At 73.4% G+C, this 25,423-nt stretch carries 22 protein-coding genes; 17 read left to right on the top strand and 5 right to left on the bottom strand.

What is annotated here, in order from left to right; genetic code table 11:
* Positions 1-141 precede the first annotated feature (141 nt).
* From AB0C87_RS15665 to AB0C87_RS15620, 10 genes are all read left to right on the top strand, one after another.
* Positions 142-1,137 (top strand): Gfo/Idh/MocA family oxidoreductase, encoded by a 996-nt coding sequence (locus AB0C87_RS15665; protein WP_345173649.1) that lies wholly within the window; start codon positions 142-144, stop codon positions 1,135-1,137.
* Positions 1,134-2,111 carry an inorganic phosphate transporter gene (locus AB0C87_RS15660; RefSeq protein ID WP_360578064.1) on the top strand — a complete coding sequence of 326 codons (978 nt, stop codon included), beginning with the start codon at positions 1,134-1,136 and terminating at the stop codon, positions 2,109-2,111. Before AB0C87_RS15665 ends, AB0C87_RS15660 begins: the two co-directional genes overlap by 4 nt.
* The gene (locus AB0C87_RS15655; protein ID WP_345173653.1) at positions 2,108-2,767 is read left to right on the top strand and encodes a DUF47 family protein; all 660 of its coding nucleotides are present in this window, start codon (positions 2,108-2,110) and stop codon (positions 2,765-2,767) included. The genes AB0C87_RS15660 and AB0C87_RS15655 overlap by 4 nt, the downstream gene beginning before the upstream one ends.
* A 69-nt stretch (positions 2,768-2,836) precedes the next feature.
* Positions 2,837-4,018 carry an ABC transporter substrate-binding protein gene (locus tag AB0C87_RS15650; protein WP_360578062.1) on the top strand — a complete coding sequence of 394 codons (1,182 nt, stop codon included), beginning with the start codon at positions 2,837-2,839 and terminating at the stop codon, positions 4,016-4,018.
* A gap of 65 nt (positions 4,019-4,083) precedes the next feature.
* Positions 4,084-5,907 carry an iron ABC transporter permease gene (locus AB0C87_RS15645; RefSeq protein ID WP_360578060.1) on the top strand — a complete coding sequence of 608 codons (1,824 nt, stop codon included), beginning with the start codon at positions 4,084-4,086 and terminating at the stop codon, positions 5,905-5,907.
* A 2-nt stretch (positions 5,908-5,909) separates the two neighbouring features.
* On the top strand, positions 5,910-7,043 hold the full coding sequence (locus AB0C87_RS15640) for an ABC transporter ATP-binding protein (protein ID WP_360578058.1): 1,134 nt from the start codon (positions 5,910-5,912) through the stop codon (positions 7,041-7,043).
* Complete coding sequence (locus AB0C87_RS15635; protein ID WP_345173661.1) at positions 7,040-7,825, top strand: HAD family hydrolase; 786 nt, start codon at positions 7,040-7,042, stop codon at positions 7,823-7,825. Before AB0C87_RS15640 ends, AB0C87_RS15635 begins: the two co-directional genes overlap by 4 nt.
* Positions 7,822-8,655, top strand: a complete 834-nt coding sequence (locus tag AB0C87_RS15630) for an inositol monophosphatase family protein (RefSeq protein WP_360578057.1) — start codon at positions 7,822-7,824, stop codon at positions 8,653-8,655. The genes AB0C87_RS15635 and AB0C87_RS15630 overlap by 4 nt, the downstream gene beginning before the upstream one ends.
* A complete protein-coding gene (locus AB0C87_RS15625; protein WP_345173665.1) occupies positions 8,652-9,470 on the top strand; it encodes a Cof-type HAD-IIB family hydrolase in 819 nt (272 codons plus the stop codon). The genes AB0C87_RS15630 and AB0C87_RS15625 overlap by 4 nt, the downstream gene beginning before the upstream one ends.
* Positions 9,467-10,189, top strand: a complete 723-nt coding sequence (locus tag AB0C87_RS15620) for an MBL fold metallo-hydrolase (RefSeq protein WP_360578055.1) — start codon at positions 9,467-9,469, stop codon at positions 10,187-10,189. Before AB0C87_RS15625 ends, AB0C87_RS15620 begins: the two co-directional genes overlap by 4 nt.
* A 164-nt stretch (positions 10,190-10,353) precedes the next feature.
* On the opposite strand, the gene AB0C87_RS15615 is transcribed toward AB0C87_RS15620, so the two are convergent.
* A complete protein-coding gene (locus AB0C87_RS15615) occupies positions 10,354-11,838 on the bottom strand; it encodes a serine/threonine-protein kinase (protein WP_360578053.1) in 1,485 nt (494 codons plus the stop codon).
* A gap of 405 nt (positions 11,839-12,243) precedes the next feature.
* Here AB0C87_RS15615 and AB0C87_RS15610 point away from each other — a divergent pair, with 405 nt between their 5' ends.
* Entirely contained in the window at positions 12,244-13,164 is a 921-nt protein-coding gene (locus AB0C87_RS15610; RefSeq protein ID WP_360578190.1) for a helix-turn-helix domain-containing protein, read from the top strand.
* Positions 13,165-13,301: 137 nt separating this feature from the next.
* On the opposite strand, the gene AB0C87_RS15605 is transcribed toward AB0C87_RS15610, so the two are convergent.
* Entirely contained in the window at positions 13,302-14,387 is a 1,086-nt protein-coding gene (locus AB0C87_RS15605) for a hypothetical protein (protein WP_360578051.1), read from the bottom strand.
* A 184-nt stretch (positions 14,388-14,571) separates the two neighbouring features.
* Positions 14,572-15,252 carry an isochorismatase family cysteine hydrolase gene (locus AB0C87_RS15600; RefSeq protein ID WP_345173675.1) on the bottom strand — a complete coding sequence of 227 codons (681 nt, stop codon included), beginning with the start codon at positions 15,250-15,252 and terminating at the stop codon, positions 14,572-14,574.
* Between the two features lie 39 nt (positions 15,253-15,291).
* On the opposite strand from AB0C87_RS15600, the gene AB0C87_RS15595 reads away from it, so the two are divergent.
* On the top strand, positions 15,292-15,783 hold the full coding sequence (locus AB0C87_RS15595) for a hypothetical protein (RefSeq protein WP_345173677.1): 492 nt from the start codon (positions 15,292-15,294) through the stop codon (positions 15,781-15,783).
* Positions 15,784-15,799: 16 nt separating this feature from the next.
* Here the strand turns inward: AB0C87_RS15595 and AB0C87_RS15590 are convergent, their stop codons facing one another.
* The gene (locus AB0C87_RS15590) at positions 15,800-16,252 is read right to left on the bottom strand and encodes a VOC family protein (protein ID WP_345173679.1); all 453 of its coding nucleotides are present in this window, start codon (positions 16,250-16,252) and stop codon (positions 15,800-15,802) included.
* Between the two features lie 229 nt (positions 16,253-16,481).
* On the opposite strand from AB0C87_RS15590, the gene AB0C87_RS15585 reads away from it, so the two are divergent.
* The 5 genes from AB0C87_RS15585 to AB0C87_RS15565 all read left to right on the top strand — a co-directional run bounded on the left by AB0C87_RS15585 (position 16,482) and on the right by AB0C87_RS15565 (position 24,309).
* Positions 16,482-17,576 carry a hypothetical protein gene (locus tag AB0C87_RS15585; RefSeq protein WP_360578049.1) on the top strand — a complete coding sequence of 365 codons (1,095 nt, stop codon included), beginning with the start codon at positions 16,482-16,484 and terminating at the stop codon, positions 17,574-17,576.
* Positions 17,577-17,630: 54 nt separating this feature from the next.
* Positions 17,631-18,491, top strand: coding sequence for a DUF3592 domain-containing protein (locus tag AB0C87_RS15580; protein WP_360578047.1), 861 nt, complete (start codon positions 17,631-17,633; stop codon positions 18,489-18,491).
* Between the two features lie 62 nt (positions 18,492-18,553).
* Positions 18,554-19,306, top strand: a complete 753-nt coding sequence (locus AB0C87_RS15575; RefSeq protein WP_345173685.1) for a helix-turn-helix domain-containing protein — start codon at positions 18,554-18,556, stop codon at positions 19,304-19,306.
* A 49-nt stretch (positions 19,307-19,355) separates the two neighbouring features.
* Positions 19,356-19,736 carry a VOC family protein gene (locus AB0C87_RS15570; protein ID WP_345173687.1) on the top strand — a complete coding sequence of 127 codons (381 nt, stop codon included), beginning with the start codon at positions 19,356-19,358 and terminating at the stop codon, positions 19,734-19,736.
* Between the two features lie 265 nt (positions 19,737-20,001).
* Positions 20,002-24,309 (top strand): HAD-IC family P-type ATPase, encoded by a 4,308-nt coding sequence (locus AB0C87_RS15565; RefSeq protein WP_360578045.1) that lies wholly within the window; start codon positions 20,002-20,004, stop codon positions 24,307-24,309.
* Here the strand turns inward: AB0C87_RS15565 and AB0C87_RS15560 are convergent.
* A complete protein-coding gene (locus AB0C87_RS15560) occupies positions 24,241-25,398 on the bottom strand; it encodes an ROK family transcriptional regulator (protein WP_345173691.1) in 1,158 nt (385 codons plus the stop codon). The genes AB0C87_RS15565 and AB0C87_RS15560 overlap by 69 nt on opposite strands.
* Positions 25,399-25,423 lie beyond the last annotated feature (25 nt).

Genomic DNA, 25,423 nt, shown 5'->3' with positions numbered 1-25,423 from the left:
ACAAAGTCTTGACTGCCGTTCCGGTGCGGGCTACAAATGTGGCCCAAGCCACACGAAGATGACGAGCAGATGAACAACCGGTGTCCGCCGCCGGTCCATCAGATGAACTCGCCATCCGATCGGACAGCCATGGGAGGCACCATGCGGGTCGGACTGTTGGGCGCGGGGCGGATCGGGGCGTCGCACGCCCGGTTCCTGGGCGGCCATCCCCAGGTCGACACCCTGCTGATCGGAGACGCCGACGTGCGCCGCGCCGCGGCGCTGGCCGGCCCGATCGGCGCCACGGCCGGGGACCCGGAGACGGTGCTCACCGCCGGGCTCGACGCGGTCGTCATCGCCACGCCGACGTCCACGCACGCCGAGCTGCTCGTCCGTGCCTGCGACGCGGGCGTCCCCGCCTTCTGCGAGAAGCCGGTCGCGCCCGACCTGCGCACGACGCTGGAGGTCCGCGACCGCGCCGCCAAGACGGGGGTGCCCGTGCACGTGGGCTTCCAGCGCCGGTTCGACGCCGGGTACGCGGCGGCGCGGCAGGCTGTCCTCGACGGGCGGCTGGGAACGCTCCACCGCGTCCACCTGATCACGGCCGACCCGGCGCCGCCGCCGGCCGAGTACGTCCGCTCGTCCGGCGGGATCTTCCGCGACTGCCACATCCACGACTTCGACGTCCTGCGCTGGGTCACCGGCCGGGAGGTCGCCTCGGTCACCGCCGTCGGCGCCAACCGCGGCGACGCCTACTTCTCGGCCGCCGGGGACGTGGACACCAGCGCCGCCGTCCTGGTCATGGACGACGGGACGCTCGCCACGATGCAGGGCTCGCGGTACAACGGCGCCGGATACGACGTGCGCATGGAACTGTCGGGCACCGCCGGCACCTGGGTGGTCGGGCTCGACGAGCGCGCCCCGCTCCGGTCGGCCGAGCCCGGGGTGGACTGGCCGCCCGGCGATCCGTGGACGGACTTCCAGGAGCGCTTCGAACCCGCCTACGCGAACGAAATTGGAACGTTCCTGGAAATGGCCAGGGGCCGCGCGGACAGCCCCTGCACGGTCGACGACGCGCTGGAGGCGTTCCTCGTCGCCGAGGCCGCCACGCTCTCGCTGCGCGAGGGCCGCCGCGTCCCGCTCGCGGAGCTCCGATGATCTGGGCGGCGGCGTTCGGCGCGGTCGCGCTCGCCTTCGTCTGGGTGACCGGCGTCAACGACGGCGCGGCCCTGCTCGGCCTCAGCGGGCGCTACCCCCGCTCGTCCGGGCTGCTGCTGACCGCGCTGGTGCTCGTGCCCCTCGTCCTGGTCCCGCAGGTGACCGTCACGGTCGCGCGGACGTTCACCGAGGGCCTCACCGACCTCGGCGACCGGCGCGGCGCGCTCGCCTTCCTGCTCGGCGTGACCGTCGCGCTCGCCGTCGTCGCCGGGCTCACCAGGCGCGGCCTGCCGACCAGCCTGACGCTGGCGATCGTCGGCGGCATCGGCGGCGCCGGACTCGGCATGGGCCTCGACGTGGCCTGGGGCGGGCTCGGCCTCGTCCTGGCCGTCGGCGCCGCCGCCCCGTTGGTCGGCACGTCCGTCGGGTTCGGGCTCGGGCTCGCGTCGCGGCGCGTGCCGTCCTTCGCCGGGATGCCCGGAGCCGTCCGGACCGCCCACGTCCTGGCCTACACCGCCCAGTGCGCCGCCTACGCCGCCAACGACGGGCAGAAGATGCTCGCCGTCGTCAGCGTGGCGCGGCACGTGGTGTCCACGCGGCGGCTCGGCGGGGTCGGCCCCGTCCAGCCGACCCCGGTGGTGCTCATCGCGATCGCCGTCGTCTTCTGCGCCGGCGCGCTGAGCGCCGTCCACCGGGTGGGCGAGCGGCTGGGGCGCGGGCTCGTGCTGGCCCGGCCGCTGCACGTGGTGTCCACGGAGGCGGCGGCCGCGTCGGTCGCGGCCAGCTCGCTGGCGGGCGCGCCGGTCAGCATGACGCAGTCCGTCACCGCCGGGGTCGTCGGCGTCGCCGCCAGCGAGGGCGCCTCCCGGGTGCGCTGGCAGAACGTCGTCGGCATCGGCGCCGCGTGGCTGTTCACGCTGCCGCTCGCGTTCGCCGCGGGGACGCTCGGCGGCGTCGCGGTGAGGACCCTGTGAGCGCCGCCGTCCGGCCCGTCCGCCGCGTCCGGCTCATCTGGGACGACCTGCGAGGACGCTCCGGAGACCGGGTCGTCGGGCAGGTCGCCCGGCAGATCCGCGCCGTCCGCGACGGCGCCGAGCTGGCCCGGGAGATGGCCGCCGGGCGGGTCCCCTCCGGGGAGGCCCGCGCCCGGATGGCCGAGCTGGAGCACGCGGGGGACGCCGAGCGCGCGGCGCTCGCCGCGATGCTGCGCGGCGTCCTCGCCACCCCCATAGACCGGGAGGACCTGTACCGGCTCTCCCGCTCCGTCGACGACGTCCTGGACAACCTCCGCGACTTCGTCCGCGAAGCCGACCTGTTCGGGCCGCCCGGACTCGGCTTCGCCGTACCGCCGCTGGACGCGGTGCTGGAGGGGCTGACCTCCCTCGACACCGCCGTCCGGAAGGTCCTCGCCGAGCCCGCCGCGGTCACCGTCGCGGCGCTCGGCGCGCGCAAGGCCGGCAACCGCGTCCGGGAGACCCGGCAGGCGGCGCTGACCCGGCTGTTCGCCGGACCGCTGGACATCGACGTCCTGCGCAGGCGCGAGCTGCTCGACCGCCTGGACGCGGTGGGGCGGCGGCTCGGCGAGGCGGCCGACGCGTTGTCGGACGCGATGCTCAAACGCAGTCACTGATCGAACCATGAAGCCGCAGGTCGGGGCTGCGGGCACAGCGCGAGGAGAGAACCCACCATGATCCGCACCATGATGAGAGGGCGCCGGGCACGGGCCGGAGCCGCCGTCGCCGCCGCCCTCGCCACGGCGGCGCTGGGCGCGTGCGCGCCGTCCAGCGAGGGGCAGGCCGGGGCCGACCGGCCCCTCCCCTCCGTGACCGTGGAGGACGCGGCGTCCTTCGACCTGAACGCACTGATCGCCGCCGCGAAGAAGGAGGGCAGCCTCCTCGCCTACGACGGCAGCGGCGACGTCAAGGACATGGCCGCCGCGTTCGAGAAGAAGTACGGCATCAAGGCCGAGGGCGAGAAGTCCAAGGCCGCCGCGACCGCGGAGAAGATGACGCGCGAGGCGCAGGCCGGCAACGTCACCATCGACGTCAGCCTGTTCGAGGACGGCCCGATGCTCGTCGGCCAGCTCCTCCCCCAGAAGATCGTCACCACCTGGATCCCGCCGGACCTCGCCGCGACCATCGGCGAGAAGAACCGGAACCCGCTGATGATGATCTCGAAGGCGTACGTGTTCGCCTACAACCCCAAGCTCAACCCCGGCGGCTGCCCGGTGAAGAACGTCTGGGACCTGACCGACCCCCAGTGGAAGGGGAAGGTCATGATGCAGGACCCGCTGGGCAAGGAGGTCTTCACCCAGTGGTTCACCCAGCTTTCCGAGCGGAGCTCCGACAAGCTCGCGGCCGCCTACGAGCAGCTCGGCAAGGGCAAGCTCAAGACCGGGGAGGACGACGCCGCCCACGAGTGGGTGAAGCGGCTGGCGAAGAACGACCCGGTGCTGACCACCGAGGACGAGGACGTCGCGACCGCCGTCGGCGCCCCCAACCAGACCCGGACGACCATCGGGCTGTTCTCGATCGCCAAGTTCCGCGATCTGGAGGGCAAGGGCTTCAACATGAAGGTCTGCGAGGGCCTGAACCCCTGGACGGGCTTCGCCTACCCCAAGTTCGCGACGATCGCGGCGAAGTCCAAGCACCCCAACGCCGCCAAGCTGTTCGTCCACTTCGCGATGTCGAAGGAGGGCTTCGACATCGAGGCCCACTCCGGCGGCGTGTCCGGCAACGACGCGGTCGGGGTGAGCCCGCACAACCCGCCCGGCCTCACCGACTGGAACACCCAGCTGTACTGGTTCTCCTCCGACAAGCTGCTCGCCGACTTCCGCAACCGCCAGGACATCAAGGACTTCTGGCGCGTCAACCACTCCTGAGCACTGCCCGACCCCCGGCGGGCCGCACGAGCGGCCCGCCGGGCTCCACCCCGGAGGAAGAACCCATGGCGGTCGCCGCCTCCGCACGGCCCGTGTCACGCGGCCGGCGCGTGCTCTACCGGTCCCGCGTCCTGCTGCGCAACCCCACCGTGCTGCTCGGCCTCGTCCTGAGCGCCGCGCTGCTCTACCTCGTCATCGCCCCGCTCGTCTCCGTCGTCTCGGACGCCGGCCGCGTCCAGTACGGCGACGAGGCGCGCTCCGGCCAGGGGGCCGGCTCGTGGACGAGCTACTACCTGTGGCGGGTGTTCCGCTCCCCGGTCAGCAGGCTGCTGTTCTGGGAACCGCTCCTGCACACCCTCACGGTCGCGGTCGGCGTCATCGTGTTCGCGCTCGCCGTCGGCGGGTCGATGGCGTGGCTCGTGACCCGCACGAACGTCCCGGGCCGCAAGTTCCTGGCCGGCGCCCTGGTCGTGCCGTACATGCTGCCGTCCTGGACGTTCGCGCTGGCGTGGCTGTCGCTGTTCAAGAACGAGCGGTCCGGCGGGCAGGTCGGCTACCTGCAGGGCGCCGGGATCCACACCCCCGACTGGCTCGCCTACGGGCCGGTGCCGATCATCGTGACGCTCGGCCTGCACTACTACCCCTTCGTGCTGCTGCTGTTCGGCAACGCGCTGCGCCGCATCGACTCCCAGCTGGAGGACTCGGCGCGCATCCTCGGCGCCGGCGGCCGGACGGTCCTGCGCCGCGTCACGCTGCCGCTGATGCTGCCGGCGCTGTCGTCGGCGGTGCTGCTCGTCCTCGGGCGCGTCCTCGGCACGTTCGGCACCCCCTACATCCTCGGGCTGCCGAGCGACTACAACGTCCTGTCGACGAGCCTGTACCACGCGATCCGCGACCGCAGCACCGGCGTCGCCTCGACGATCGCCAGCGTGATCGTGCTCATCGGAGTGCTCGTCGTCGTGGTCGACACCCGGCTGGTGCGCGAGCAGCGCAAGTTCGTCACCGTCGGCGGGAAGGGCGCCATGGACCGCCGCGGCGACCTGCGCCGCTGGCGGTGGCCCGCGTTCGGGCTGGCGATGGCGGTGTTCGCCGCGAGCGTCGTCATCCCGGTGCTGACGCTGCTGCTGTCCACCATCACCAAGACGCCCGGCGTGTTCAGCCCCGGCAACTTCACGCTGAAGTACTGGTTCGGATCCGACATCGAGGGCGCGGTCGGGTTCCCGCACGGCGTGCTGCGCGGAAACGAGCTGTGGGAGGCGGCCTGGAACAGCGTGCGGATCGTCGGGCTGGCCGCGCTGGTCTGCGGCTTCGTCGGGCTCCTCATCGGCTACGTGGTGGTGCGCGGCGCCGGGAGCCGCGTCTCGGCCTTCCTGCGGCAGGTGTCGTTCCTGCCGTACCTGGTGCCCGGCATCGCGTTCGCCGCCGCGTGCCTGTCGCTGTTCGCCGTCCGGCGCGGCCCCGTGCCCGCCCTCTACGGGACGATCACGCTGCTCGTCCTGGTGATGGTGGTGACGCACCTGCCGTACTCGTCCCGGTCGGGGATCTCGGCGATGATGCAGCTCGGCCGGGAGCCGGAGGAGGCCGCGCAGATCAGCGGGGCGCGCTGGCCGACCCGGATGGTCCGCATCATCATCCCGATCCAGCGGGGCGCGCTCGTCACCGGCGTCGTCCTGCCGTTCATCTCCGGGCTGAAGGAGCTCAGCATCGTCATCATGCTGACCACGTCCGGCACGCAGCTGCTCACCACCCTGTCCATCGGGCTCGTCGACTACGGCTACACCCAGCTCGCCAACGGCGTCGTGCTCGTCATCGCCCTGCTCTCGTTCACCATGACCTACCTGGCCCAGCGGCTCACCAAGAGCAGCCTGGCCTCGGGCATCGGAGGTTGACCATGCCGGCCATCACCCTCAGCGGAGTGGTCAAGAACTACGTCGGCGGCGACCGCGCCGCGGTGAAGGACCTCGACCTCGTCATTCCGGACGGGTCCTTCACCTGCCTGCTCGGGCCGTCCGGCTGCGGCAAGACCACCACCCTGCGCATGATCGCCGGGTTGGAGCAGCCGACCCTGGGCGAGATCAGCGTGGGCGACCGGGTCCTGGACTCGGTCGAGCGCGGCGTCTACGTCCCGCCGGAGAAGCGGGACATGGGACTGGTGTTCCAGAACTACGCGCTCTGGCCGCACCTCACCGTCCGCGGCAACACCGAGTTCGGGCTCCGGATGCGCCGGGTCCCGGCGGAGCGCCGCAAGGCCCGCGCGCGGGAGGCCCTGGAGAAGGTCCGCGTCGCCGACTGCATGGACCGGTACCCGTCCCAGCTGTCCGGCGGCCAGCAGCAGCGCGTCGCGCTGGCGCGGATGCTCGCCGTCGACCCCGACGTCCTGCTGCTGGACGAGCCGCTGTCCAACCTCGACGCGCGGCTGCGCCTGGAGATGCGGACGGAGCTGAAGCGCATCCACGAGGAGACGGGCGCGACGGTCGTGTTCGTCACCCACGACCAGATGGAGGCCATGACGATGGCCACGCACATCGCCGTCATGGCGGAGGGGGAGCTCCAGCAGGTGGCGCCGCCGATGGAGATGTACGAGCGGCCCGCCAACCGGTTCGTCGCCGAGTTCGTGGGAAGCCCGCCGATGAACATCGTCCCCCTCGGCGACGAGCCCGACGGGCTGGCCGGGTCGCTGCTGCGCTTCGTGGAGAAGCACGCCGGGCTGAGCGGGCCCGCGTGCGCGGGCGTCCGTCCCGAGGCGCTGAAGCTGGCGAAGTCGCGGGACGAGGTGCCCGACGCGGCCTTGTGGGACGAGGCGGTCGTCGAGACCGTCCTGCCGACCGGGTCGAGCTGGACCGTGCAGCTGCGCGTCCTGGACACCGACCTGTTCGCCGTCACCCACGAGGACCCCGAGGCGGCCCCGGGCGACCGGCTCCACTGCTGGACGCGACCCGGGCGACTCCACGTGTTCGCCGAGGACGGTTCCCGGATGGGCGCCTGGGACGACGCCGTCGCGCCCGTCAAGAAGGCCGCCCTGTGACCGCGCCCCTGCGCCGGCCGCGGGCGCTGCTACTGGACTTCGGCGGCGTGCTGGTCGAGACCTCCAAGCGGGACGGCTGGCAGGCCGCTCTGGCCAAGGAGGTCCACGCCCTTCTCACCGGCGCCGGCTCCCGCGAGCTCGACGCCGCCGCGATCGAGACCGACATCAGGGCGGGCGCGGCCGCGGACAAGTGCTGGAAGGACGCCATGTCCCGCCCGTACGCGCCGCGCGAGACGACCCACGCCGCGTTCTGGGGCGACTACGTGGCGGCCGACTGGCCCGCGCCCGCGCGGCAGCTCGTCGTCGCGCACGCCACCCCGCTGTGCAAGCGAATGGGCGAACTGCGGCAGGACCGCCGCACCCGTCCCGGCATCCCCGAACTGCTCGACGCCGCCGCCGGGCTCGGCATCCCCTGCGCGGTCGTCAGCAACGCGCTGTCCGGCGCGGTGCACCGCGACTACACGGCGTCGACGGGGCTGGCGGGCAAGCTCGCCCTGGAGGTGTACAGCGACGAGGTCGGCATCCGCAAACCCAACCCGGAGATGATCTGGATCGCGACCCGCGCCCTCGGCGTCGAGCCGTCGGACGCCTGGTACGTCGGCGACAACTTCGACCGCGACGTCCTGTGCGGGCACCGCGCCGGCGTCGGCGGGAACGTGCTGATGGTGGCCAAGGGCACCCATGACGTCCCGTACGAGGTCCGCTGCCGCCCCGACGCCGTCGTCGACGACGGGCACGGACTGCTGGACCTGCTCACCGCCACGACAGAAGGAGAACGATGAGCGTCGACGTCCCCGCCTCGCGGGAGCTCGCCGGGATCGCCGAACTCGCCGCCCGCGCCACCGGGGACCGTCTGCGGACGGCGTTCCGGTCGCGTCCCGAGGTCGATCTCAAGCGCGACATCCACGACCCGGTCACCGAGCACGACCGGGCGGCGGAGGAGACGATCCGCCAGGTGCTCGCCGAGCACACCCCCGGCAGCGTCGTCGTCGGCGAGGAGGGCGGCGTGGGCGGCGGCGACGGCGACCTGCGCTGGTTCGTCGACCCCATCGACGGGACGGCCAACTTCGCCGTCGGCCTGCCGTTCTTCTGCGTGTCCATCGGCGCGGCCATGGGCGGCGAGCTGGTGGCCGGCGTCGTCTACGACCCGGTGCGCGACGACATGTTCACCGCCACGCTCGACGGCGCCACCTGCAACGGCGAACCGATCCGCAGCCGCGGCGCCACCCGCGACGAGACCGCGGTGCTCGTCACCGGCTACCCCAACGCGCGGGAGATGCACCGCCGAGGTGAGGAGTCGCTGCGGAGCTTCGGTTCGCTGGTGGACGCGTTCGCCACCGTCCGCCGCCCGGGCAGCGCCGCCCTCACCCTCGCCCACGTCGCCGCCGGATGGGCGGACGTGGCCTACGGCACGTCCGTCAACGCGTGGGACGTCGCGGCGGCCGTCCTACTGGTCAGGCAGGCCGGCGGCACCTACCTGCCGCTGAACGGGGAGCCCGGCGGCCGCGACTGGGAGGCCCCCGGCTACCTGGCGTGCGTGGCCGGCTTCGACCTGGACGGCTCCGTCATCGCCGAGGTCGCGGGCCTCGTGAAGGCCGGTGAGCCCGCTTGAGCGCCACCGGACTGCGGACCGTCGACTGGATCGTCACCGACCTGGACGGGACCCTCGTCGGGCGCGACCTGCGGATCGTCGAGCCGAGCCTGGCGGCGCTGCGCCGCTTCGTCGCCTCCGGCGGCACCGTCGTCATCGCCACCGGGCGCAGCGAGGAGGCCGCGCTGCCGTACTACCGGACGCTCGGCCTGACGACCCCCGCGATCCTCTACAACGGGGCGCGCGTGGTGGACCTCAGCACCGGCGCCGTCCTGCACCGGCGCGCCCTCGCCGTCGCCGCCTGGGCGAAGCTCACGCTGCTGTTCGCCGAGCTGCCCGCCGGGGTCTGGCCGGTCGCCTTCACCCAGGGGCGCGCACACACCACGGGCTCCTCGCCCGCCCTGCTGGAGTACGCCCGCCGCGACGGGATCGAGCTCAAGCGGATCGGCTCGTGGGGCGACCTGCCGTTCGACGACATCGTCAAGGTCATGCTCATCTGCGACCGCCCCGAGCTGATGGATCCGGCCGAGGAGGCGGTTTCGGCGGCCGTGTCCGGCGTCACCCTCGTCCGGTCCGAGAGCACCTACCTGGAGGCGCTGCCCGCGGGCGCGACCAAGGGCACGGCGCTGCGCGAGCTGGCCGCCTCCCGCGGCGTGGCCCTCAGCGCCGTCGCGGCGATCGGCGACAACCCGAACGACCTGGACATGATCCAGGCCGCCGGTCTCGGCGCCGCCGTCGGGGACGGCGCCGAGACCGTCCGGGCCGCCGCCGACGTGGTGGTGGGCCCCTGCGCCGAGGGCGCCGTCGCCGACCTCGTGGCCCGCGTCCTGCCGTGATCCTGACCGTCGTCGGCTGCGCGGGCACCGTCCCGGGGCCGGAGGCCGCCTGCTCCTGCTATCTGCTGGAACACGACGGCTTCCGGCTCCTGCTGGACGCCGGGACGGGCGCGCTCGGACCGCTGCAGCGCTTCGCCGACCCGTGCGCGATCGACGCCGTGGTCATCAGCCACCGGCACCGCGACCACTGCTCGGACCTGGTGCCCCTCGCCTACCTGCGGGACCGCAGGGGCACCACGGCCCGGCTGCCGGTGATCGCCCCGGCGGGCACCGAGGCGCACGTCGCCGCCCCGTCCGGCTACGCGCGGGCCCTCGACTGGCGAAAGCCGCCCGCGGGGCCGTACGGGCTCGGGCCGCTGACGATCGAGACGGCTCCGGTGCGGCACTCGGTGCCGGCGCAGGCCGTCCGGGTCACCGCCGGATCCGCGAGCCTCACCTACTCCGGCGACTCCGGCGAATGCGCCAAGCTCCTGGAACTGGCCCGGGGAACGGACGTCCTGCTCTGCGAGGCGGCGGCGGCCGTCGGCACCCCCGGCTCCGCCGCCGCCCACCTCACCCCGGCGCAGGCGGCACGCCTGGCCAGGGAGGCGGGCGCCGCCCACCTCGTCCTCACCCACCTGCGGCCCTGGGCGGACCCCATGGCCGCCTTGCGGGAGGCTCGCGAGTCCTACGACGGCCCCCTGACGCTGGCGGTCCCCGGCCTGAGACTGATCGCCTGACCGTCCGGGAACGGCGGGCGGGACGGAACCGGATGTGCGGACGGCATCGGGCTGGGCGGGACCCGGCGGCTCGCGGACCGCCATCTCACGGGCAGGCCGCCCGCCCGGGCCCTCGCCGGGCGGGTGGCCCGAGGCCGGCCGGCGGCGCGCCGGCGCCGGAGGGGTCAGGCGTTGCCTCCCCACCGGGAGCCCGCGTACCTGGCGAGAGTCATCTCGATCTCCTTGCGGGAGCCCTTGAGCCGGTGGACGGGTACGACCACGATCCAGCCGCTTCCCTTGTCCAGGTAGCACAACGGCGTCCGCGGCCCCCGAGCCGCCGGCAAGGGCGTCCCCGGCAGCGGGAAGACGCAGACCGCCCACCCGGCCGGCTTCGCGCGCCGCACCACGACCCGGCCGATCTCGTGCCACCCGTAATGGACCCGGCGGCCGCCGTACCGGAGTTCGAGGCCCTCGGCGCCGACCGTCAGTTCACCGGGCCTCCAGAGCGCGTTCAGGAGGGGGAGCGTCCACACCGCGGGCTCGCGCACGAGCCAGAAGGTCAGCACGGACATGATCGCGAGCATCAGCGCGAAGAACACGCCGGCCGAGCCGACCGAGCCGGCCGCGGTGGTCACGGTCAACAGGCCGAGAGCGATCCCCGCGACGAGGCGGAGCGCGTGTCCGACGAGCGCGAGGATCACGGGAGCGACACTGGCCTCGAACCGCACGGACCCGTGGCGGTCGGGCAGCGGAGTGGTCCGGGATCGGTCGTCCTCGAAGGCGTCCGTCGCGGCGTTCACCGGCGGGAGGGTGGTGGCGCCGGTGACGTGATACCGCGTCAGCATGTCCTGCACGGGAGCGGGAAGCCACGCACCGCCCTCACCGGCCGAGGAGAGGACTCCCACCAGGTCCGCCGGGTTCGGGCGGGCGGCGGGGTCCTTGGCGAGGCAGTCCGCCACGACGCCCTTCAGCGGAGCGGGCAGAGCGTCCAGAGCGGGCGCCTTGTGCACCACCCGATAGGTCAGCGCCTCCACCGGTCCTTCCCCGAACGGGCGGACTCCCAGGGCGTAGGCGAGAACGGCGCCGAGGGCGAACACGTCGCACGCCGGGGTGAGCGTGCCCTCCGAGATCAGCTCCGGCGCCATGAAGCCGGGGGTCCCCGCTAGGGCGGTGACGCCGGAGGCGTCGACCGCCCTAGCGATGCCGAAGTCGATGACCCGCGGCCCGTCGGCGGCGAGCAGGACGTTCGAGGGCTTGAGGTCGCGGTGGACGACGCCGGCGCGGTGGACGGCCTCCAGGGCCTCCGCCAACCCCGCCCCCAGGGCGAGTACCGAGACCGGCGGGAACGGACCGTGGTCGGCGACCGCGGCGGCGAGCGAGGGCCCGGGCACGTACGCCGTGACCAGCCATGGGATCTCCGCGTCGGGATCCGCGTCGACGACGGGGGCGGTGTGGAAGCCGCCTACCTGGCGCGCGGCCTCCACCTCGCGCTTGAACCGCCGGCGGAACTCGGCGTCAGCGGCGAGACCCGGATGGACCAGCTTCACGGCGACCGGCCGGCCTCCGGGAGACGAACCGAGGAACACCTGCCCCATTCCCCCGGCGCCGAGGCGGGCCGACAGCGCGTACCGGCCGATCGCACGAGGGTCCCCGGGCCGTAGAGCGTCCACCGCAGTCCTCATCTTCCGTCGTTCGCCATCCGCACTCGACCATGGGACGTCTCCCTACTGAAGCGAACCGGTGCGGTTTCTGCCAGTGGCTCTTTCGAAGCAGGTGAGTCGCGGGGAGCGCGGGCGGCCCACTCATGTTCCCGCCATCATGCCTGAATTGCTTCCGCTCGTCTTTGACGATGCCTCCACGATTCTTTGACACTGTTCGCGGATCCGCGCCGCTCTCGACCGGCCCGCGCGGCGGGGCATGGGCGCGGCGTCCACGGCTTCGAAGGGCGCCCGCCCGAGAAGCGACCAGTAACCTCATGGCCATAACGAGCGGACTTGGGGAAGCCAGTGATCGAAACGGTGTACAGAACCGAGGACTTCCCCCCGGCCGAACGATTCGACCGCTGGCGGGAATGGATGGGGCGTACGCACGCCCCCGTGGACCTGAGCAGCGAATATGCCGCGGATTTCCGCGCTCACCAGCGCATCCTGCAACTCGGCGCGGTGACCGTGTGGCCGTCCACCGTCCAGCCGCTGCTGTCCCGGCGGACGGCGAAACTCATCAGGCACTCCGACCCCGGGACGTACAACCTCACCCTCGTCGTCGAAGGGGTGGCACGCGCCAGCTGGGACGACCGGGAGGCGGAATACCGTCCCTACGACCTGCACGGCCAGAACTCCTGGCGACCCTGCACGGTCCAGGTCGGGCGGCGTGACCAGTCCGTCAGGTGCGTGGGCGTGGAGATTCCCCGGGACGTCCTGGCGCTCCCGCGCAGGAGCGCCGATCGCGCGATCGGCCGGCCGTTGTCGGCACGGGAGGGCGTCGGAGCGTTACTGGGCGGCTTCCTCACCCGCCTCAGCACCGACACCGCCGCCTACCTGGCCACCGACGGCCCCCGGCTCGGCGCCGTCCTGACCGATCTGGTCTCGGCCCTGTTCGCCCACACCCTCGACGCCGACCGCGACCTCTCTCCCGAGGCCCACCGGCGGACCCTGACTCTGAGCATCCGCTCCTTCGTCGCTCGGAACCTGCACGATGCCGAGCTGACCCCGTCGGTCGTCGCGGCCGCGCACCATATCTCGACCAGCCATCTGTACCGTCTCTTCCAGGACGAGGACGTCACCGTCGGCGCACTGATCCGCCGCGAACGCCTGGAACGCGCCCGCCGGGACCTGGCCGACCCGGCTCAGCACGGGGTGCCGGTCCACGAGATCGCCGCCCGCTGGGGTTTCACCCACCATTCGGCCTTCACCCGGGCCTTCCGCGCCGCCTACGACACCTCCCCCAGCGACTACCGGCAGGCAGCGGTGGCGGGGGACGGAACGATCGTGCCCTAGGGGAAGGCTCAACCCTTCCTCGAAGCCGGTGGTCCCGGGGCTTCAGGCCCCGGGACCGGTCGTGCTGGGTCAGACCGGCCGCGGGTGGCCAGGCTCGTCGGACACTTGCTGTCTCACCCCTCCCCCGCCAGCGAGCCCTACTCGCTCGACAGCCGCAGGTAGCGAACCGCCTGCTGGGAGGTGAGGGAGGTGGGAAGGTCCAGGAGCTGCCGCTGCCAGATGCCCACGTTCCCCCGCCAGGTGCGGTAGAACGACAGGCAGCCGAGCGGGGAGATCTCCAGGAGACGCTTCTTGGCCTCGTCGAGGCGCCGCAGGATCCGGTCGCGATCCGGAGATCGCTCGTCCCCCACGGAAGAAGCCCCGCGCAGGCGGTCCCCCACTTCCTCGATGAAACGCGAGCGCTTCTTGATCGCGTCCATCCAGAAGTAGAGCGTGGTCACGTCCGCGCCGGAGTGCAGGGCCCGGACCAGGCCTTCGGCGATGAGCTCGCCGAACTCCTCCGTTGCGGCGTTCCGGCTGAACGGATCGTACGGCAGCTGCCGCAGCTTCCCCGCGACGCCCGCGGAGCGATCGGCGACCGCGTCGTACATGAACAGCCAGTCCTCGTTGTAGATCGCGGGGAAGTACGTGTCCGCGCGACGCGTGTCGACGAGGAGCGCGTTGCCTCCCATGAAGGTCGACTGCGCTCCCCCGGAAACCCGGTTGGCGTGACATACAACTGAATTATCCGGAAAATCGGGAACTTGAAATCCCACCACCCGATACTGCTCGGTCAGAGCGGCGGCCCTCCGGATCAGCGAAGGCTCCATGCCTCGTATGTCATCATCCAAGAAGAGGATCGTCCGCCAGCCGCACAGGCGGGCCAGGAGAAGGCCGATGTTCCTCTTCAACGCGATGTCCGTATGCTTCTCCATCACTCGCCGCTCGAAGTCGAGCAGCGGGTGACTGTGCCATGGCGGGACCGTCAGGCAAAGTGCGTTCGAGGGCAGCGCGTACCTCGTCTTGATCTCCCGCGACTGCACGGATGTGCTGCACAACAGGACGATCGTGCACTTCAACGCCTCCGCCAAGGCGATCACAGGCCCCACGCGGTGTGGAGCGACCGTGGGAACCACAATGGCGTCCACCGTGCCAGGGCCTACACCGCCGACCCCCGATAAATCTCTCAGCAGATTAATGTGCGAGCCCACATGGGACGCCTGACCAAATTCGTCAGTACTCATCTTTCCTCCGTTTGTGTTCGTCCGTGACCTGGCCACGAACGGTCCGAGAACAAGATTGATCTGGACACTACGTACTGTCCGTAAAGGAACGAGAAGGGCAACGCGCGCTTCGGGGCCGCAGGACCGCGGGAATACGCCCCCTCTCCACCGCCCGGGCCGACGCTCCGAACGGACGGGTGGCGCGCTAGGAGTTCGCTTCGATCATGTCGAGCACCTCGGACGTCGGGCGCACGTCGCCGAAGGACCGGTAGACGGTGTGCAGGGTGGCGTTGTGGTCCTGGTCGCGGCGTGCCGCGTTGGCGTCGGCGACCATGATGACCCGGAACCCGAGGGTGCTCGCATCGCGCGCGGAGGACTCGCAGCACACGTTGGTGACGGTGCCGGTGATCAGGACCGTGTCGACCCCGCGCTCCTCCAGCAGACCTGGAAGGGGGCACCGCCCCGGAAAGAAGGCGCTGGCCGCCGACTTCTCCACCAGCAGATCGTCGGCACGGACCGCGAGGCCGCGCCACAGGCGCTCGGCCATCGGCCCGGTGCCGCCGGCGGTACGGTACGCCTCGGCCGCTTCCGGTCCGAAGAACTCGTCGCCCACCGCCGTGCGTTCGCCCACCGCGGGCAGGACCCAGGCGACCGTGCCGCCTGCGGCCCGCAGAGCGTCGGCGAGCCGACGGATGTCGGGCACGATCCCCTGGCAGTAAGGGTTGGCGGACACGAAGAACGGCACCATGTCGAGCACCACTAGCGCCGTACGGGCGGGAACGAGGTGCGTGAACGCGAACCGGCGACCGCGGCGGCGTTCGTGGCGGGCGTACTCCCGGGCCTCGATCCGCCACTCGTGCCGCCGCGCCTCGTTCTCTGGCGGCATCGGCCCCTCCTCGACCTCCGGCAGCCCTAGGCTGCGGGCGTGAACTACAGCGAGCTTGAGGCCTCCATTCTCCGACTGGTCATCGAAGCCGCCGAGGAGGACGTTCGCGCTTTCGGAGAGGAGACGGTCACCCGTCTGGTGCGGCCGGAGCTGCTCAGCGGGGCGGCCGAGGACGAACTCGACGACGACGCCCGGGCGGCACTCGCCGCCGCCTGCGCGAACGTCCGGACGATCAGCGCCGCGGAGCTGCTGGAGGCGCTGACGACGATCCATGACGGCATCCTCGTCGACGACGATCTGGACATCGGAGTCCTCACCGCCATCAGCGCGCTCGGGCACTGGCAGAGCTACCTGGAGAAGGGCCGGCGCGGCGAGCTCTACGAACTCGCCATCCGCTCCATCGAGGATGTCGACCACGAGGTCTCCGCCGATCTCGACGACTTCCTCGCCACGCCGGAGATGGCCGCCGAGTACGAGCGCGTCCGCGGCCTGCTGGCCCCCGCGCGAGACGGCGGCGCCTCCGCGCCGTGAGGCCTCGGCCGGCGTCCTAGCCGGGCGCGGGACGGTCGGCGAAGACGCCGTGGAGCATGCCCGTGGCCTGCCCGACCTCGATGAGATAGCCGTCCGGGTCGCGCATGTAGCAGCGGATCTCCGCCTTGCGGTCCAGGGGCTCGGTCAGGAACCGCGCCCCCCGGGCGGTGGCCGCCGCGTGGAACGCTTCGATGTCGGCGACCCGGACGTTCATGAAGGCCGACACGGGGTCCCCGGGCTCGGGCGGCCTCAGGACGACGTCGGGCTTGTCCGGCGTCGGGCCGCCGCCGGGGTTCATGATGATCCAGGTGTTGGCCACCTTCACGATGGCCGGGTTCTCCGGGAGCACCACCTCACCGCCGAGGACGTCCGCGTAGAACCGCCTGGAGACCGCCACGTCCCGGACGGTCAGGAAATGCGTGAGCACGAGCCCCTGGCTCGGCGCCGGAAGGTCGCCTTGGTCCGGCATTCGGATTCCTCCATGTCGCAGGTACCGCCTGTCCCCGAGCCGGGGTGCGCGTCCCTCCGGAGCGGCCCGGCCGGACGGCTGCCACGCCGGGACGGCAATAGGAATTGTCCATAGTCCCGGCGGCGGAGCGCCGCCCCCGGGACTATGGACCGGGCGCGGAATCCCTCAAATTCCCGCCAAGTGAAGAAGGACCTGTCGGGCGGCGCCCGAAACCGACAGAATCGCCCGTATGACGATCACGGCGGCGACGCCGCCCGCGCACCGGGCTCCCGTCGACCTCGCCCGGGGGTTCCTGACGGGCGGCGTGCTGGGGACGTCGCTGGCCGCCCTCGTCGCCGGCATCGTCATCGAGAGGGTGCCGCTGTTCGTCACGGGTCTGGCGGTGCCCGCGGTCTACGGCCTGCTCGTCTTCCTCGCCGGGGCGCCGCGGCGCCTCCGGGAGGCGTCCGTCGCGCCCTGCACGGCGCTGGCGGTGATCGAGAGTCGGGAGGCCGTCAAGGGCGAGGAGACCGACGTCCCGGTGCGCTTCGATCTCACGGTCGCGCCGGACGGTGCGCCGGCGTACCGCGTCGAGATCAGGCAGGACGTCCACATAGCCGACCTCCCCGACTACCGGCCGCAGAGCGTCGTGGTGGTCGAGTACGCGCCGGACCGGCCATGGCAGGTGAGGATCGTCAAGCGGCCCACGCCCGAGTGGGAGGAACGGGCGGCGGGCGCGCGCATCGACTCCGCGCCCGGGCCCGCCATGGTGAGCGACCCCCCGGAGGGCGCCGCCGCCGGTTTCGCCACGCTCTTCGGCCTGCTGCTCGGCGCCGCCGCGGTGGTCCTGCTCTTCCGTGCCGACATGTTCCCCCAGGGCGGCGCCGCGCGGCAGCCCTCCCCGAAGCCGTCCGTCTTCTCCACGCCCACGCCGTCGACCACCATCGTGACGTCGGCGTCCAGCACCATGGTCCTCGGTCCGGGCCGGTCGCTGCTCGACGACGGAGAGCTGCGCCGGGCCGTCGACTCGCTCACCCAGGGCAAGGACAGGCGCCGAGCGGTCACCCTCGTCGTGCAGAACCGCCTGCTGTCGATCGTCTTTCTCCCCACTGGGAAAGAGGCCCCGCACTTCGACTTGCGTTCCGTGCCCTACGACCGCATCCCGTCCCTGGTCACGGCGGCCAGGACGACCCTCGGCGTCGAATCGCCGCGGAGCTGGCAGCTCACCGCCGACCGCGTCACCGGCTCCCTCACCATCAGGATCACCGTGACCGGCTCCGAAGGCACGGCCTCGATGGAGGCGGACGGACGCGGCGAAGTGGTGCGGCGCAGCCCGGTGCGGTGACACCCGCGGCGGCGTGTCCGGCAGACCGTTCCTGAACTGGCAGGAGGAAGACGTATGGGCTGGCACGGATACCTGGTGCTGTGGTGCGCGGTTCTGGGGACGGTCGCGCTGGTCGGCTACGGGCTGTCGCTGGCCGGGATGACCCGGGCGCAGCGGACGGTCCGGGTCACGGGCGGGATCGAGCAGGTGCGGGAGCCCCGGCACGGCGGCTCCCGGAAGGGCGGGATACCCGTGGTCGTCTCCTACCGCGACCCGTCCAGCGGACGGGAGGTCGTCGTGACGAACGACGGTGACCGGGGCGAGATGATCACCGCCGCGTGGACGGGCCGCGAGGTCGGAGTCCACTACCCGCGCGGAAGGCCGCACGCGTACCGGTTCACCGACCGGCCCCGGCGAGGCGGCCGCGGCCTGGTCGTGCCGAACCTCGCGCTCTTCCTGGTCTACGCCGGGGCGGTGGTCGTCGCCGCGATCGACCGGGGCTGGCCGTGGGCGCTGCTCGGCTTCTGCGGGCCGTGGGCCGTCGTCGGCGCCTTCCACCTGCCCGGGAACATCCGCGACACGCGCCGCCGCCGCGAAGCGCTGGCCTCCATGATCGCCGTCCAGGGCCGGGTCATCGCGGTGCTCAAGGACGTCAGCAGCGACGGGGACGGCGGCACCCTCACCACCATCACGCCGGTCGTGGCGTTCACCACGCGGGAGGGCGCGGCCGTCACCGCCCACTGCACCCAGCAGATCCCGGACCCGGGCGGCGCGCGGGGCCGGGAGGTCACGGTGCACTACACCCCGGCCGACCCGGCGGTCTTCACCCTGAACCGCGTGGCCGACCAGCGTTCCCTGAGAACGGACATCGCCGTCAACGTCGTGGGCCTTCTCGCCGTCGCGTCGGCGGCCGTCGCGGGAGCGGTCATGCTGTGACGCCCGCGGACGGCCGGCCGGACGAGTTGGGACGCCGCGGAGCGCGCCTTTAGGCTGGGGGTGTGCTGTTCCATCGCGGGCCTCTCCACCCGGCCCTCGATCCGTTCGTGGCGGGCCTCGGCTATTCCGAGTCGCACGGCCCCGCCGTCCGCGAGCAATCCATCCCGACCGGCTGCGCCCAGCTGTTCGTCAACCTGCACGCCGACGCGTTCACCGGCGGGGCCGGCGGAGCCGCGGTCCTCGGCGCGACGTCCCGGCCCTCCGTCATCGACACGGAGGACCAGCGGGCCATCGCGTGGGTCGCGTTCAAGCCCGGCGGCGCGTTCCCCTTCTTCCCGCCCGAGCCCGGTCTGGTCGTCCTGGAGGATCTCTGGGGCCGCGCCGGGGCGGTGGTGCGGGAACGGCTCCTGGAGGCCGGCGGTCCCGCCGAGATCCTGGACGCCCTGGAGTCGGTCCTTCTCGAGGCGGGCGACCTGGACCGCGATCCCGCCCTGGAGGCCGCGATCTCGGCGCTCGACCGGGGCGCCGCCGTCGGCGAGGTGACCGACCGGCTCGGCTTCACCCGAAAGCGCCTCATCGGGCTCTTCCACGACCGCGTCGGCCTGACGCCCAAGCGCTTCGCCCGCGTGCGGCGGTTCCAGCGCACGCTCCGGCGGATCCCGTACGACCGGCCGGTCGACTGGGCGGAGCTCGCGTTCACCTGCGGTTACGCCGACCAGTCACATCTGATCCGCGACTTCCGCGACATCGCCGGGCTGCGGCCGACCGAGTACCGGCCCCGCTCCCCCGACCAGCCCAACCACGTGCCGCTCTGAGGGAAATTCGTCCAATACGGGGAACGCGGGCGGCCCGCACGATGGGGCCATGAACCTTTTCCCGAAACTCGTCGTCGACGACGCGGGCCGTGCCGTCGAGTTCTACACGACGGCGCTCGGCCTCAAGGAGACCGAACGCTTCGAGACACCGGACGGGAAGATCGTCCACGTCCGGCTGGTCCTCGGGGACGTCCAGCTCACGCTCAAGGACGAGGACGCCGTCGACGCCGGGCCGGCCGCTCTGGGCCTCGACCGCTCACCCGTGATCATCAATCTCGACGTGCCCGACCCCGACGCGGTCGGCTCCCGCATGGAGGCGGGCGGGGCGACCGTGGTCTACCCCATCGAGGACCACCCGTACGGCCGCATGGGCCGGTTCCGCGACCCGTTCGGCCACGTCTGGATCGTCCGCCTGCTCGACGGCGGCTGATCGGGCCCGGCGACCCGCCGGCCAGGTCATGCGAGCGGCCGACTTCCGCAAACAGGGTCTGATACGCGCTTAGGCCCTGCTCGCGGGGTTAGGGCAGCGTCATGGTCCTTGAACTCCTGCGGCGCGGCGCGGCGCGGCGGCGGCCGGTGGTCTCCCGGGCGGGGGAACCGTCGTCCGCGCCGCGGACCACGCGGGAGCCCTGGGCGTCCGGGCGGCGGCCGTGCCGATCCGGCAGACGAGACGCGCCCTCGGCGGAGTCGGAGGCATGGCGGCGCAGGCCCTCCGCCCGGCGCGGACCGTCCACGCCTACCCGGAGCGGTTGCACATCGAGCTGCGTCACCTGCACAAGGCGGAGAGGCTGTCCGAGGCGCAGGCCTTGGAGCACGCCGTCGAAAGGCTTCCCGCCGTGCGCTGGGCGCGGGTCAACTCGGCCCTCGGGCGATTGATCGTCCACGTGCCGGAGGAAGTCTCACCGGAGTCCGTCCTGGAGATCGTGGAGGCGCTGGACGCGGTCCTGGGGGGCGAGGAGGCCGGGGGATCCGCGGCGCTCCCGACGGAGCTGGTCCTCGGCGCCGACCTGGTGGGGCTCGCGATCACGGCGGCGCAACGGGTGCTGGGGCGGGCCGTGCTGCCGTCCGAGGTCGCGGGCCTGGTGGCCTTCGCGGACGTGGTGCCCGTCCTGCGCGGCGTTCTGGCCCGGCTGGTTCCGGGTGCGCCGGTGGAGCGGTGGCTGCCGCTGACGCAGGCCGCCGCGCAGGCGTTCGCGCCCGGCGGGACGGGGCTCGTCGTCGACGTGGCGCAGCGGCTCTGGCAGCGCCGCGAGGCCGCCGCCACCGGCCGGCTGTGGCGGATCGCCGAAGCCGAACTGACCGGCGCGCCCGAGCGGGCCGGATGCGCCCCCGTCTCCGGCGGTCGTTCCCACGACCTGCGCGACGGGCCGCCGGAACGCCACGCGGCCCGGATGCTCTCCGTCGGCCTCGGCGGTCTCGTCCTCGGGGGGCTCCTGACCGGCAGCGCGCGCCGCGCGCTGGACGTCGGGGTCGCGGCGGCGTCGAAGGCGCCCCGCGCCGCCCGCGAGGTCTTCGCGGCCGAGCTCGCCGCCCGGCTGGCCGGCCGGGGAGTGCTGCCCCTCGATCCGGCGGCGCTGCGCCATCTGGACCGGATCGACACGGTGGTGCTGGACGCCGACGTCCTGCGGGCCGCGGACCTGGTGGTGGACGAGGTCGCCGTGCTCGCGGACACGCCGGAGGCCGAGGTGGCCCGGCGCGTCCACGCGCTGCTGGCGCCCGAGGCGCTGGACGAGGTCAGGGAGGCGGACGGGTGGTCCCTCGGTCCCGTCGCGCGCGTCCTGCCCGGCGGGGAGACTCCGGCCGAGGGCCGGGACCTCCCCGGTTCGGGTCCGGTGCTGGCCCTGGCCGAGGGCGGCCGGCCGCGCGCCCTGATCCGCATGCGCCGCTCCCTGCGGGAGGAGACGAACGCCCTGGTGACCGCCGCGCGGGAGGCCGGCACGAAGATCGTCCTGGCCGGTTCCGGCGTCGAACTGCCGCTCCCTCCCGACGAGACCGCCCCCGGCGGCCCGGACCTGGCCGCCACCGTCCGCGCACTTCAGGAGGGCGGCGCGGGCGTCCTGCTGATCTCCCGCGATCCGGCGGCGCTCGCCGCGGCCGACGTCGGTGTGGCGGACTGGGCGGACGGAGCGGGCGGGGCGCCGCCCTGGGGCGCGCACCTGCTGGTCCTGCGGGATCCGGCGGCGGCCGCGCACGTCGTCGATGCCGTCGCCGCCGCGCGCCGCGTCAGCGAGCGGGGCGTCACGCTCGCATGGTCGGGCACGGGCGTGGCCGCTCTCCTCGCCCTCACCGGGCCGTCCGGAAAGGCGGCCGACCGCGCTCTGGCCGCCGTCAACGGCGCGGCGGCCCTGGGCATGGCCTACGGCGCCTGGACGGCCCGCGAGGTGATGCGGCGGGTTCCCGCGCCGGCGCTGCCGTCCACGCCGTGGCATGCCATGCCCGTGGAGGCGGTGCTGGAGCGCCTCGACAGCCGCGCCGGGGGCCTGTCCGAAGCCGAGGCGCGCGACCGGGGCGAGCACGGCGCGGACCGCGCGCGCCCCGGAGGGGGCCGCCGGGCGCTGCCGCGGGCCGTCGTCCAGGAGCTGGCCAACCCGCTGACGGCGGTGCTGGCCGCGGGCGCGGCCGGCGCGGCGGCGGTCGGCTCGCCGGTCGACGCCGCACTCGTCGCCGCGACGATCGGCCTGTCGGGCCTGGTCGGCGGCCGGAAGCGGGTCTCCGCGGACGAGATCATCGCGAGGATCTCGGCCAGGTCCGGCGAGCCGGTCGGCGTCCTGCGGGACGGCGAGGAGACGCGGGTGCCGGCGAAGCGGCTCGTCCGCGGCGACGTCCTGGTGCTCGCCGCCGGGGACGCGGTCCCGGCCGACTGCCGGATCGTCACCGCGAACGGGCTGGAGGCCGACGAGTCCTCGCTCACCGGCGAGTCCCTTCCGGTGGCCAAGGACACGGCGCCGACTCTGGCCCGGCACGTCGCCGAGCGCGGCTGCATGCTCTACGAGGGCACCACGATCGCCGCAGGAGACTGCACCGCCGTGGTGGTCGCGCTCGGCGACGCCACCGAGAGCGGGCGGGCCATGGCCGCCGCGCTGGCCGCGGGCCCCCCGTCCAGCGGCGTGGAGGCCCGCCTCAAGCAGATCACCGAGGCCACGACGCCGATGGCGGTCGGAGCGGCCGTCGGCGTCGTCACCTCGGGCCTGCTGCGCGGCGGCCCGCTGCGCCGCGCGCTGTCCGAAGGCGTCAACCTGGCCGTCGCGTCCGTCCCGGAAGGGCTTCCGCTGCTGGTCAGCGCCGCCCAGGTGGCCGCGATCCGGCGGCTCGCCGAACGGGGGATCTTCGTCCGCGACCCGCGGACCATCGAGACGCTCGGACGGGTCGACGTGCTGTGCTTCGACAAGACCGGCACCCTGACCGAAGGCCGAATCACGCTCGCCCGCATCGCCGACCACCGCCACGACGGGGAGGCCGCCCAGCCGGACGACTCTCTCCGCGGCGTCCTGGCCGCCGCCCTGCGCGCCACACCCGTCCCCGGCAACGGACGGCACAGCCACGTCACCGACGCCGCCGTGGACGAGGGAGCCGCGCGGGCGGGCGTGGACCGCGACTTCGGCGGTCCGTGGAAGCACATCCACAGCCTGCCGTTCGAGCCGTCGCGCGCCTTCCACGCGACTCTCGGAACCTCCGGCGGCGAGCGCACCGTGTTCGTCAAGGGAGCCCCGGAGGTCGTGCTCCCGCTCTGCGCCCGCACCCCGGACGGCGAACTGGACCGCCGCACCCGGCGGCGCCTGCGCAAGCACGTCGAGCGGCTCGCGTCCGGCGGCCACCGCGTCCTCGCCGTCGCCGAGCGCCGCATGCCGGACGACGGCGAGACGGTCGGCGAGAGCGAGCTGGCCGGCATGACCTTCCTCGGGCTGCTCGGGCTCGCCGACACGGTCCGCGCCACCGCCGCGCCCGCGGTCGCCGACCTCCGCGCCGCCGGCGTCCAGATCATCATGCTCACCGGCGACCATCCGGCGACCGCCGCGGCGATCGCCGACCAGGTCGCCGGCGGGGGCGTCGAGCACCGCGTCATCACCGCGGACGAGATCGACCGGCTCGACGACCACGCCCTGTCGGAGGCCCTGGTCGGCGTGGACGTCGTGGCCCGGTGCACCCCCGTCCACAAGGTCCGCGTCGTGCGCGCCCTGCGCGGACGCGGCCGCATCGTCGCCATGACGGGCGACGGCGCCAACGACGCCGCCGGCATCCGCCTCGCCGACGTGGGCATCGCGCTCGGTCAGCGCGGCACGGCCGCGGCGCAGGCGTCGGCGGACATGATCGTCGCCGACGACCGGCTGGAGACGATCGTCTCCGCGCTCGTGGAGGGGCGCGCCATGTGGGCGTCGGTCCGCGAGGCCCTCGCCATCCTGGTCGGCGGCAACCTCGGCGAGATCGCCTTCACCCTGCTCGGCTCGCTGACGACCGGCCGCGCTCCGCTGTCGGCCCGCCAGATGCTGCTGATGAACATGCTCACCGACCTGGCCCCCGCCCTGGCCATCGCCGTCCGCGTCCCCACCCGGGACGCCACCACGGCCCTGCTGGCGGAGGGCCCGGAGACCTCGCTCGGCTCCGCCCTGACCCGCGACATCGCCCACCGCGCGGTGGTGACCACGCTCGGCGCCCTGGCCGCCTGGGTGGCCGGGCGCCTCACCGGCCCGGCCGTCCGCGCTCGCACCATCGGCCTGGTCGCGCTCATCGGCACCCAGCTCGCCCAGACGCTCAAGGCGGGCCACGACGACCGCGCCGTCCTGCTCAGCACGCTCGGTTCGGCGGCCCTCCTGGCCGTCATCGTCCAGACGCCCGGTGTCAGCACCTTCTTCGGCTGCGTCCCCCTCGATCCGCTCGGCTGGGCCACCGCCGCGGCGGCGATCGCCGCGGCGATTGCCGCGGGGCGTCTCCTGCCGTCAGGGGACGGACTCCGCGGCGGCGAGGGTCAGGGCGCCGACCAGGGCCGCGCGGGCGCCGAGGGATGAGGACCGGACCTGGACCCGGTCGCTGATCGCGGGCTGGGCGAAGCGGCGCAGGGACTCGCGGATCCCCTCCAGGAGGGCGTCGCCTCCCGTGGCGAGCTCCCCGCCGATGACGAGCATCGCGGGGTCCAGGGCGTTGCACAGGTCGGACAGGACGCGCCCGAGCCGGCGCCCCGCGTCGGCGACGATCCGGGCCACCACCGGGTTGCCGACCAGGGCGTCCAGGGAGAGGTCGTCGGGCCGTTCGGGCAGCGGGAGACCCGCCGCGATGAGCTGCCGCCACACCTCGCCGATCGACACCACCGACTCCAGGCAGCCGCGCTGCCCGCACCGGCACTGCGCCCCGCCCTCCTGGATCAGCGTGTGCCCGATCTCCCCGGACGCCCCGTACGCCCCGGTGTACCGGCGGCCCGCGAGGATCAGCCCGGCCCCGATGCCGTGGGACGCCTTGACGTAGATCAGGTCGGACACGTTCCGCGCGGCCCCGTGCGTGTGCTCGGCCAGCGCGGCCAGCTCCGCGTCGTTCGCGATCAGCACCTCGCCGCCGAGCCGGGCGGTGAGCTCCTCCCGAGGCCGGACGCCGGCCCAGCCCGCGAGGATCGTGGCCGACTGGATCCGGCCGGTCGCCTGGTTGATCGGCCCCGGGATCCCCGCCACCGTCCGCAGCACCGACCCGGCCGCGACCCCCGACCGGTCGAGCAGGCCGGCGACCAGGGCCCCCGCCCGGTCGAGCGCGTTGCCCGCCGAACCGTCCACGTCGACGGGCGCCCGGTCCTCGGCGACGATTTCCTGCGACGTGGAGGCGAGGGCCGCGGAGACGTGGGTGTGCCCGAAGTCGATGCCGACGAGATGGCCCGGAGGGCGATGCGGCGACAGCGGGGAGGACGGCCTGCCGCGCCCCATGCGCTCGGCTGCCGGATGCTCCTCCACCAGCCCCTCGGCCAGCAGCCCCCGGACGATCCCGGCGACGGTGCTCGGCGCGAGCCCGGTGCGGCGGCTCAGCTCCTGGCGGGTCGCGGGGAAGGACTCGTTCAGCGCGTCGAGGATCGCGCGCCTGCTGCGCTCGATCCTCGGGTTCGGTGGGTTGGGCACCGGACGAGGATAGCGAATTAGAGCG

This window comes from Actinomadura sp. NPDC048021, assembly GCF_040653135.1.
GTDB classification, from domain to species: domain Bacteria; phylum Actinomycetota; class Actinomycetes; order Streptosporangiales; family Streptosporangiaceae; genus Spirillospora; species Spirillospora verrucosospora.
This window is presented reverse-complemented; position numbering and strand designations above follow the sequence as displayed.